This is a genomic window from Kluyvera intermedia, from assembly GCF_021440345.1.
Taxonomy (GTDB): Bacteria; Pseudomonadota; Gammaproteobacteria; order Enterobacterales; family Enterobacteriaceae; genus Kluyvera; species Kluyvera intermedia_A.
Genome location: NZ_JAKCNS010000084.1, coordinates 1 through 9,082, shown reverse-complemented (window position 1 = coordinate 9,082; position 9,082 = coordinate 1). Strand labels below are relative to the sequence as shown.

The following is a 9,082-nucleotide window of genomic DNA, read 5'->3' as shown; positions in this document are numbered from 1 at the left end:
TAAGTTGGCAGCATCACCCATTTTTGTGCATTACGTCGCATGTATATTCCTCGTTAAAATACAGGCGGGGCTGAATAAAGGTGAGGCTCGCAATGCCCTTGCGCGAGCGGTCTTTATGCATCGGCTGGGTGAAATCAGAGATCGGGGGCTGGAGAATCAGAGCTATCGAGCCAGCGGTCTGACGTTGCTGACTGCGGCGATCTCACTGTGGAATACGGTATATATAGAAAGAGCGATAGATTCTTTGAGACGAAAAGGGATCCCGATTAATGAGCAACTGATTACCATCTGTCACCACTGGGATGGGAACATATCAACCTGAGCGGGGATTACGTCTGGAGAACGAACCTCAAACTGGGACAGGGTAAATACCGCGCATTACGCTCAGTGAATAGTAATATGTACAAAAAACAGGCTTAACGAATGGAAGGGACTTCCCCTAGATATGCGCCTGATTAACTTTCGTGCAATCATAGGATAAACATTGACCCAGAGGGATTCGTTATGACCATCACCACTGTCGGTATCGATCTTGCTAAAAATGTGTTTGCTGTTCACTGCATTGACCAAAATGGTAAAGCTGTTCTGGTTAAACCCAAGGTGTCGCGTGCAGCACTTTCTGAACTCATCGCAGGTTTACCTCCCTGTGTCATTGGAATGGAAGCCTGCTCGGGTGCCCACTATTGGGCAAGATTATTCAGGCAGTATGGCCATGATGTCCGGTTGATGGCTCCGAAATTTGTCTCACCCTATCGCATGGCGGGTAAGACCGGGAAAAATGATGCAGCTGATGCAATAGCTATTTGTGAGGCAGTGCAGCGGCCGCATATGCGCTTTGTACCAGTCAAAGACGAAAGCCAGCAGGCAATGCAATGCTTACATCGGACAAGACAGGGATTTATCCAGGAAAGAACAGCAACGTATAACCGTCTTCGGGGCCTGATATCTGAATTCGGGGTTATTGCCCCACAAAGCACTGATGCTCTGCGTCATGTTGTTTCTGACCAGAAGGAAACTCTGCCAGTACAGGTTAGGCTGTGCATTGATGATCTATTGACACATGTCACTAATATTGAAGAGAAAATCGCCGAATATGACAGGGTATTATCTCGTGTGGCCAAAACAGATCATCGCAGCCAGCAGTTAATGGAACTGAAAGGTGTTGGGCCCACCACAGCGAGTGCGCTGGTCGCCAGTATTGGCAATGCCCATGATTTTAAGAACGGGCGCCAACTGGCAGCCTGGTTGGGGCTAACGCCATCACAATACAGTAGTGGCGGAAAATCAAAGCTTGGCAGGATAACAAAAGCGGGTGATGCCTATCTGCGAACCCTACTGGTCCAGGGAGCCCGTTCTGTAATGGTAGGGGCAGAGAATAGAACGGACCCGTTTAGCCGTTGGGTCTGCTCGTTGATTGGTAGGCGGGGATACTGGCGTGCTGTCGTTGCAATCGCCGCCAAGAATGCGAGGTTGTGCTGGGCATCATTACATTACGGCGATGACTTCAGACTGTATTCAACAACATGAAAAATTTAACTGAGTAGTAACTGAACTGTAAATTGTTGATGGTAAAGGGTTAGACCCCCGTGAGAAGTATCTGCATATCCTACTGGATATCACTATCCGATTAACGAAGGAGGATCTCACGAGCGTCTTTCATCAGGGTCCGAATCACTAGCGATTCAGCATGACCGTTTATAGTAGCGCAGTCTTATCCCTTGCCTTTCATTGATGAACAGACAGAAATTAAAAACCGGCGTTGACTGTTCGGGGAAGCCCTTATAGTAGGATAATTTCCGAATTCCAAGCGGACCCCCAGAAGGATATAAAAGCCAAAATCGCCGCCCTGACCTGCGTCCATTTCGAGGTAACCGAAAACGCCGAGAATCTGCTGCATAATTCTCTTGCCGCCTGGCAGAGCCCACAGGATACCTCACTGTGGCTCGACGACTTCGGCTCCGGCTACGCGGGAATTAACGCTATTCGCGGTTATCACTTTGACTATGTGAAAATTGATAAGGATTTTTTCTGGCACCTGATGCGCAAAGAGTCCGGCCGCCAGCTGATGGATGCGCTGGTGACCTTTTTATCGCGCAACCATCATAATGTGATTATTGAAGGTGTCGAAAGCGAAGCCCATAAAGAATGGCTGCAGGGAATGGAGTGGTTTGCTATCCAGGGACATTACTGGCGGGAAGTCAGTATTGAACAACTGGTCGCCGATGATATTGCCATGTAAAAAAAGCCGGGAATTCCCGGCTTTTTAACGTCACTTAATTATAAACTAATTCCCACGTTGCCCAGCTGGTAATCGGCCCGCTGGTGGCGCTTTTCGGCGTTGGCGAAACATAGCCAACGTAATAGGTGAACAGGCCGCCGCTGACCGCGCTTTCCTGCAAACGCACCTGATTTTGCTGCGGGTCCGCCGGGACAATTTTATTACTCTTATCCAGCGTATTATTATCGTTAGTCGATAGCGCCAGATAAATATTCTGCGCTCCATCCGGCAAGGTATTGGCCAGATACCCGGCGTTTTCGTTACCGACCGCCGTCAGTAAAAAACCATCGACCCAGCGCACGCTGACCCGACGCACCTCATCCTGCGAGGCTGCCCCACCATCATGGCGCAGCTGGCAGTTTGACAGTGCCAGGGTAAACGGCTGCGGTTTCATAAACGCCCCGGCACCGCGATCGTGGACTTCCGCCAGGCTGATCGGCGCCAGCCAGACATTACCGCTGCCGGCATGCTGGCCGCCGTTTAGCGCGATGCTACAGGAAATATCCGTCACCCGCCCGGCAAAATCGACCCGTCCGCGATCGTAATTGGTCTCAAAACCCCACGCCGAGGGGGCGGCGAGGCTGCCGCAAAATAGCAGCCACGCGATAGTGTTTTTCGGCAATCCCTTCATTCCCCCTCCCGTATTAATCGTACGTCAGGTTAAAGATCATATGCGACTCCACCTCGCCGGTGCTGGTCGTCGGGCCATACTGATAAAAACGCGCGTGCAGCGGTATGGTGATGTAGCGGGTCTCCTGATTATTCAAGCGGACGACGGTGTATTTCTTATTAAACTGCAGCGGGGAGCCATCCTTCAGCACCTGGATGCCAATGCCTTTCGCCATCCCGCTGCCGGCTTTTTCATTCAGCAAGGCGCCCATGGTAGCGGTAGTGCTGGTGGCCAGGGTACCGGAGAACGAGGTGCTAATGTTGGCATATCCCGTTTCACTCAGGCCGCCGCTGCACTGCAGGTCGATATTAAAATCCTTCCCGCCGGCGGTGGTGCCGACCCCTTTCAGGTCGGTGCGCCGGATGGAACCCACATCGACATTCATATTTTTCCCGCTCAGCACTGAACAGGAGGGCGAGACCACGGTGATGGCGTTGGCGCTCAGATAGGTTTCGAGGATCGGGTTATCGCCGCTCTCCCAGTCGTAGGAGGTGTACTTACCCGCCGCCAGGGTGCCGCTGCCGGTGGTTGCCGCGGTTTTGATAATCTCCAGCGTAAAGCGCGACCCTTCGAGGGAATAGCTGGTGGTGTTATATACCTGGGACGAAAAGACGTCGGGATAGACGATATTTACCGTTGCGCCGCTGCGGCTGAAACGCATGCCGATTCCCGGCACGTTGGTGGAGTAGATTTTATTTCCAAGGTCCGTGGCCCCTGGCGACACGATCTTCGCCGCAAAGCGGTTGGTGCCGGAAGTACAGCTATAGTTTGCCCCGCCGGGAGCGCTCATCGTCCAGTCGCGGGTAAGGATCACCGAGCCCACCGGCAGATCCGAGGGCACCACCACCCTGCCCACCACCATGTCCAGCATCACCGTTGGCGATGAGAGACGCGTACAGGAGGCCCAGGACGAGGTGGTTCCCAGCGCCATTAAGACGATAAAAAGCGTTAGTAATTTCCTCAGCGACATACGCTATCCTTTGTTGTTTGCTGTCCCAGATCCACCGAACACTGCCCGCCGCTCCACTTCACAATCGCGCGTTTGGCGTTCGCATCGCTGATAAACATCATGCTGCCCTGGCCGACAACGCCGATCTCCTTGCCGTCGGGGGAGAAAATACTTGCCGCAAACGGCAACGGCTCGTGGTTCGCCTGGCGCGCCTGCAGGGTGAGGTTGTTCTGCACCTTAGTGCCGAACGCGACCTTAACCACGCTGCCTTCCCACGGCACAACCTGCGCCACGGTGCGATCGAAGGCCACGTCGTCATGGCTGCCTTTCGGGTCGATTTCCACGGCGTTAATCCGGTACGGGCGCAGATACGGCAGGATGGCGTAACCATTGCTGTCCACACGGGTGCCCGGCGATCCCGGAAGCATCGCCCCGGCCGCGTCTTTGGCTTCAATCAGGGCCATCGTCGAGCCGCTTTCCGGTGAGAGCACCACGCCGCCGCTGTGGGCGATCATCGTCCCGCTGGCGCCAATGCCGCTCTGACGATAGCCTTCGCCCTGGCTGTAGCTGCCGTTGAGGGTGGTCCATGGCGTACGGTAGCTGCCGTTGAGCGCCACATCATGCTGACCGCCGGTGGCGGTGGTGGTCGACACGCCGTAGTTAAGGTTGTTTTCACTGTCCAGCGAACCGTTGATACCAATCTGCGAGCTGGCAAAGCGCGAGTTATTGAACGAGGTGTTCGACGTCAGGTTGGCGGTGCGGTTATCGCCAAACCACAGCGGGTAGCTGAAGTTGAGTGAAATACGATCGTCGCGACGATGACCGGAGCTGTCTGGCGTATAGACGCGCTGCGCGCTCGCCGACCAGGAGAGACGACCAAATGAATTGTTGTAGCTGACCTGATACTGCTTCTCGGTCCCGGAGCGGTTCCAGTAATCGGAGATACGGCCGCTGAGATAAAACCCGCCCCAGCCGTCCGGCAGGTTCTGGTTCACCGTGAAGGTCATGCCGTTTTTTTGCCGCCACAGGGTGTAGTTGCTGCGACTATTTTTTTCCTGATCGACGGCGTACAGCGCGTCGTTGAGGTTGTAATAACCTTTCGTCGAGTAGCGATACGCCGCCAACACGATGCTGGTCTGGGTATCGGTAAACATGCGGTTAAAGGTCGCGCGATAGCTCTGACCCGAGTCATCATGGGCATCGCTCTTCAACCGCGAATGGGTGACGTCAAAAGAGAGCGCGCCGATGCCGGTGTTCATCCCTGTCCCCACCAGGAAGGCCTGATAGTCGTCAAAACCGGTGACCCCGGTGTAGCCGGTCAACAGATTGTTGATCCCGTGCTGCCAGGTCGCCTGATAGAGCATCGGCTTGTTGCGCAGCGCGCTGTCGTCCACTTTACCGGCGGAGAGCGCGTAGCGGGTCATTCCCGGACGCAGCAGCTGGGCGACGGAAGCGTAAGGCACGCTAAACACTTCTACCGAGCCATCCGCTTCTTTCACCGAGACCTCAAGATCGCTGCCATAGCCGGAAGGATAGACATCCTGCAGGGTAAACGGTCCGGGCGGAACGGTGGTCTGATAGATAATATTGCTGCCCTGGCGCACGGTGACGAGGGCGTTGCTCTGCGCCACGCCGCGAATTTCCGGAGCATACGAGCGCATGCCGTCCGGGAACATATTGTCATCGGTGGAAAGATTAACCCCGCGCAGACCGATAGTGTCGAAAAATTCACCATTGGTGAAAATCTGCCCGCCGCTGACGATGGAGTTGAGCTGTGGGATAGGGCGCTGGAGATAGGTCTGGTTGCTGTTCCAGTGCGCTTTACCCTGCTGCTGCTGCCAGTTCAGGTTGCCGATGTGCTTCAGCAGCCAGCCGTCCCACGACAGACCGGCGTTGACGCCCAGATAGGCGCTGCTGTTATCCGACCCGCCTACCGAAGAGGTATGGCTGTTCCAGGCGTTCGCCATCCAGCCAAGATTGAGCGCGGTAATACCTTTGTCCCAGAACTCCGGGCTGACATAGTTTTTCAGGCGTTGATCTTCATAGATCTGCGGTACCGAAATGTTCAACCGCAGGGAGGACTGGACCAGGTTGTCTTTGACGTTTTCTTCGTTGCGCCAGGATTTGAGGCTACCGCAGTAGCCCTCCTGCTCGCTCAGCTGCGGATTGAGCTTTTCCGCCGCGATGCCATATTGGGCCAGCATCGCTTTGGTGTAGCAGACGCCCAGCCGACCATCTTTATCGCGCGCGATGCGTAAATCGTAGCGCCCTTTCCACTCGTCGTTGGTGTAGACGTCAAGGGAGTAAGTGCCTTCGGTAATCGCGCTGGTCGAAAAGCGCGACAGATCGACCTTTTCGCGACTGCCGACAATAAAGCCGTCGTTAAACTGATATACCGTTCCCGGGTTTTCCTGTCCGCTGGAAAATGGCGGAAAGCAGCACAGCGCGATGGCGATCGCGGTGCTTAATCTTCCCGGGCAGAATGACCTCTGCTTCATTAGCTTTTCCCTTATTTAACGGCCACTTTCACTGCGACATCGGCGCCATAGTCATTAATGTTGTTAACGGTCAGGGTTTCGCCGCGGTTGACGGCGGAGGAGAGCGCCACCGTCTGGCTGGACTGCGGCGCCAGCATCACGGTTTTACTGTTCAGGGCTTTACCGCCGTCGCGGGAAATACGGCTGACGGTAATGTAGAACGGCGTCGGGTTGTTGATGGCGAGACTACTGCCGCTGGCGGTCAGGGTCAGCTTCTCGGCCGCCGCATCGCGGTTGCCCAGTCCGGCAGGACGATAAATAAATTTAAAGCGCGAACGGATCGCCAGCTGCAGCACGTTCTGGCCTTCATTTTTCTGATTGGCCACCACCGGCGGAATTTCCAGCAGATTCAGCCACCACAGCGTCTCTTTATCTTTCGCCAGACCGGCGCTGCTACCGAGCTTAATACGCAGCGTCTGGCCGCTCTTGGCGTCAACGCGCGAAATCGGCGGGGTGATAATAAACGGGGTGGTAATGGTATCCGGTGTGGCATCGGCATCGCCGTTATCCAGCCAGGCCTGCGCCAGCGCCGGACGGTCGGCGTTATTTGAAAGCTGTACCGTTATTTCTTTTTCATTTCCTGGATAAATAAAGCGGGTACCGTTAACAATAATATTGTTGGCATGGGCCGCAAAACTAAAAATGAAACAGAAAAAAAGGGCAATACGCTTCATGCTGACCTCAGAATAAAAATACAAGCGGCGGACATTGCCGCTTTATTATTGTTATTAACTGCCCCATCGCGGGGCAGTTTTATTTTCTGACGGAATTACTGGTAAGTAATTTCGTAAGTCGCGTAGCTGTTAACCACACCGGTGGTTACCGTGGTCGGCGCGCTGGTGGCGTAGCCTACGTAGTAGGTGAAACGCGCGCCATCAGCTACAGCGGAAGCGTCGCCTTTCGCTTTCGGCTGAGTGCTGTCACCCGGGATGATTTTGTTGGTCAGCGCGGTAGCGTTGTCAGTAGACAGCACCAGCTGGATGTTCTGAGCACCGGAAGCTTCGGTGTTCGCCAGGTAGCCCTGTTGTTTGCTGGTTGCGCCAGCCAGCAGGTTACCGCCGGTCCAGTTCACGCCCAGTTTGCTTACGTCATCCTGTTTAGTGCCATCAGCAGCCTGGCAGTTAGAGACGTCAATGGTGAAAGATTTCGGTTTCAGGTAAGTATCCGCTTTTGCCGCTTTAACTTCAGTCAGGGTTACCGGAGACAGGTAAACGTTCGCATCGCTGCCCTGGCCGTTAACGGAAACAGTACAGGATACATCGGTAACTTTACCGAAGAAATTAACCTGGCCACCGCCAACAGTGGTATCAGCTGCATGGGCAGCAGTCATGCCAAAAAACGCGGTTGCCATTGCTGCAGAGAGAAGAACCTTTTTCATTGTCATTTCCTTGTCAGAGTGAATTACGAATCAATGAGCACACTGTGAATTCGCATAGAACCGGAAACATCAGGCGATGCTGATTTATGCCACTGCTATACCGAATCAACTTGAAGATGCAGGCTTGAGAACCTGAAAATTATCATTAATTCGAGATGCCAAAGAGCCTGCGATCTCTGGAAGAGTCACAGTAAAAAATTGGTCTATTGCCGCCTTGAAGTCCCGTTTACTTTTGAAGTAAACGTTGTTCCTCGACTTCTCATTCATTACTTTCCAAAGCCGCTCTATTGGATTGAGGTTTGGGCTGTAAGGTGGAAGATAATGCAGCTCGATATTAAGGACAAATGCCGCATCTCTGACCAAGTCACTACGGTGATATCCCGCACCATCTAAAATGATATGAAGCTTATGAGCTAACGGATAACTCTCTCTTAACTTACAGAAAAAGCGAACTATCGTTTCACTGTTAATGCTCTCATAATCATCAATAATAGTAGCTCCGATATCTGACAGGTTCAGTGCGCCAAGAATGTTCAATCGACTGCGATTTCCCGTTGTTTCAATCACTTTATCTTGACCAGTTCGTATCCAGCCATGAGATATTTTTGTTGATAGGGTTGGGTGAACAGCATCGATAAAGACTATCGATTCATCCTCGTCACAACTTGCCTTTAGCGCTTCGTAAGCATCTATGAAAGCTTGTTGTTTTGCTTCATCAAACTTATGTGGAACGCCTTTCGGTTGCTTGTAGCTAAAACCGTTATGGTGAAGCCATTTGTTCATACCAGAGACAGTGTAATCAAGTCCAAAAGTCTCTTTAACGTAGGCGACAATTTGATGAGTATGAGGATAGGTTCTCTCAGTCAAATGCTCGATTAGGTGCATGGTTTGAGTTGCAGAAAGCTTGCTTTGACTTCCGCCATTTTCAGGCTTAAGTTTTTCAGAAAGAACGTAGTCGCTAAGGTGACGTGCAACGGTGGATTCATGAATCCGAAGAGCTTGTGAAATCATGGTCTGACTCCAGCCTTCAGAAGCCAGCAAAACAGCCTTAATACGGTCGCAAACTCGACTATCACGTTCAATATCGTGCATTTGTTCGAGTTGCAGTTTCTGTTGAGGAGTCAGTGTAATTTTCATGGTTCGTAGCATGATCCTGATTCTAAAAAAAATCAATCATCTGAATCGCCACGGGTATAATAGAATCTTCGACTGACCGGGAGCCGCAATATTTAAGGCGTCAGGTAACGAACCTAAGGAAGGTGCGAACAAG

General features: G+C 52.7%; 7 protein-coding genes and 2 pseudogenes. 3 read left to right on the top strand and 6 right to left on the bottom strand.

Annotation, left to right across the window (positions count from 1 at the left end):
• From LZ634_RS19530 to mkrJ, 3 genes and pseudogenes are all read left to right on the top strand, one after another.
• Positions 1-420 (top strand): annotated as a pseudogene (locus LZ634_RS19530) (Tn3 family transposase); the annotation flags it as partial.
• A gap of 84 nt (positions 421-504) precedes the next feature.
• Positions 505-1,527, top strand: a complete 1,023-nt coding sequence (locus tag LZ634_RS19525) for an IS110-like element IS5708 family transposase (protein ID WP_000156884.1) — start codon at positions 505-507, stop codon at positions 1,525-1,527.
• Between the two features lie 289 nt (positions 1,528-1,816).
• Positions 1,817-2,239: pseudogene (mkrJ, locus tag LZ634_RS19520) on the top strand (phosphodiesterase MrkJ); the annotation flags it as partial.
• 34 nt (positions 2,240-2,273) lie between these two features.
• Here the strand turns inward: mkrJ and mrkF are convergent.
• The 6 genes from mrkF to LZ634_RS19490 all read right to left on the bottom strand — a co-directional run bounded on the left by mrkF (position 2,274) and on the right by LZ634_RS19490 (position 8,949).
• Complete coding sequence (mrkF, locus tag LZ634_RS19515; protein ID WP_234508173.1) at positions 2,274-2,909, bottom strand: fimbrial protein; 636 nt, start codon at positions 2,907-2,909, stop codon at positions 2,274-2,276.
• A gap of 13 nt (positions 2,910-2,922) precedes the next feature.
• The gene (gene mrkD, locus LZ634_RS19510; protein ID WP_234508171.1) at positions 2,923-3,918 is read right to left on the bottom strand and encodes a type 3 fimbria adhesin subunit MrkD; all 996 of its coding nucleotides are present in this window, start codon (positions 3,916-3,918) and stop codon (positions 2,923-2,925) included.
• Positions 3,909-6,395 (bottom strand): type 3 fimbria usher protein MrkC, encoded by a 2,487-nt coding sequence (gene mrkC / locus LZ634_RS19505; RefSeq protein ID WP_000813718.1) that lies wholly within the window; start codon positions 6,393-6,395, stop codon positions 3,909-3,911. The genes mrkD and mrkC overlap by 10 nt, the downstream gene beginning before the upstream one ends.
• A gap of 11 nt (positions 6,396-6,406) precedes the next feature.
• The gene (gene mrkB / locus LZ634_RS19500; protein WP_000820818.1) at positions 6,407-7,108 is read right to left on the bottom strand and encodes a type 3 fimbria chaperone MrkB; all 702 of its coding nucleotides are present in this window, start codon (positions 7,106-7,108) and stop codon (positions 6,407-6,409) included.
• 95 nt (positions 7,109-7,203) lie between these two features.
• The gene (mrkA, locus tag LZ634_RS19495) at positions 7,204-7,812 is read right to left on the bottom strand and encodes a type 3 fimbria major subunit MrkA (RefSeq protein WP_234508168.1); all 609 of its coding nucleotides are present in this window, start codon (positions 7,810-7,812) and stop codon (positions 7,204-7,206) included.
• Positions 7,813-7,917: 105 nt separating this feature from the next.
• Positions 7,918-8,949, bottom strand: coding sequence for an IS630 family transposase (locus LZ634_RS19490; protein ID WP_102595949.1), 1,032 nt, complete (start codon positions 8,947-8,949; stop codon positions 7,918-7,920).
• Positions 8,950-9,082 lie beyond the last annotated feature (133 nt).